General features: G+C 63.8%; 2 protein-coding genes. Both read left to right on the plus strand.

Translation table 11 applies throughout. The features are described from left to right. The coding region (locus tag AXK60_RS27295) for a hypothetical protein (RefSeq protein WP_217491803.1) at nt 1–207 on the plus strand (207 nt) is incomplete at its 5' end. A gap of 220 nt (nt 208–427) precedes the next feature. After that, the coding region (locus tag AXK60_RS25285; RefSeq protein ID WP_082778278.1) for a hypothetical protein at nt 428–1,035 on the plus strand (608 nt) is incomplete at its 3' end.

Consider the following 1,035-nt stretch of genomic DNA (forward strand, 5'->3'; position numbering starts at 1 on the left):
CCTCTTTGGCGCTGCCTAGACTGGGAGGCGATCCTTGTGCTTACCCTTGCCCTCGGCACCGTCATCGGCTTGGCGGCGATTGGCGCATCCACTGCGGCGATCGCGGCGAGCGAAGCCTTCGTCGTCGCGGTGCTGGGCATCTGGATAAAGATGCGCGGCACCAGCGGCTTGGCTGGCACTGGGACTGCACCTCCCGTCGGCGCATGACCCCAGAGTTAGTGCCGATACCGCCGCCCGTCGTCCTCCTGCTCTAGGGAGGCGGCGGGCGTTTTTGCGCCCACACGCCCCGCCCAAGATGCGGCACAGCCCACACGCTCGACGAGAACCTTTGCGCGACACGTCGGCGCCTCAGCCATGCGGTACCAAGCTGGTACTGCACAGGGTGGTCTGCAACCGATCCGCGATTCCATCGCTATAACCAGATACATTGCGGACCTTCCAGGCGAGTTGGAGCACCGCGCGCGAGATCGAGGTTTTTATGTCTACACGATATTTGGATCGGAACGGCAAGCTGACAACTTCCGGGCGGGCTGCCGCTGTCAGCTTCTACAACCCTGCGGTCGGCGCGATGATCGAGTGGTTCCGCGCCGGCAAAGCCGCGACGAAGGCGCAGTACGGGTCGCCGAGCCCTTACGTGATCGAACGAGCTCTCACCGACCACGAGCTGCGTACCGACATCGCGCTCGAAACCTACGTGAGCTCGCTGCGGCCGTTCTTCGAGCACGTCGACAATGGCGGCTTCGACCCCTCCGCAGGGGCAAGCCTCACCACCTACTTCATCGGGCACTGCCGCAACAACCTGACTGCCGTAATCAACAGGCACGACGACCGCAGGACCGGCACCCCGACTGACCCGTACGAGCTCACTAACGAGCTCTCCGAGCACCTGCGCAACGACACCGGTCCAGGAGCGGCCGAGGATACTGAGACCCAAGAGATCAGTGCCGAGCTCGCCGCCATCTTTCGCGCGGCACCTGCACCTCTGCAAGCGGTTCTACTCAGGATGACTTACCGTGGCGACACCCTGACAGAGGC

This window comes from Tsukamurella pseudospumae, assembly GCF_001575195.1.
GTDB lineage: Bacteria > Actinomycetota > Actinomycetes > Mycobacteriales > Mycobacteriaceae > Tsukamurella > Tsukamurella pseudospumae.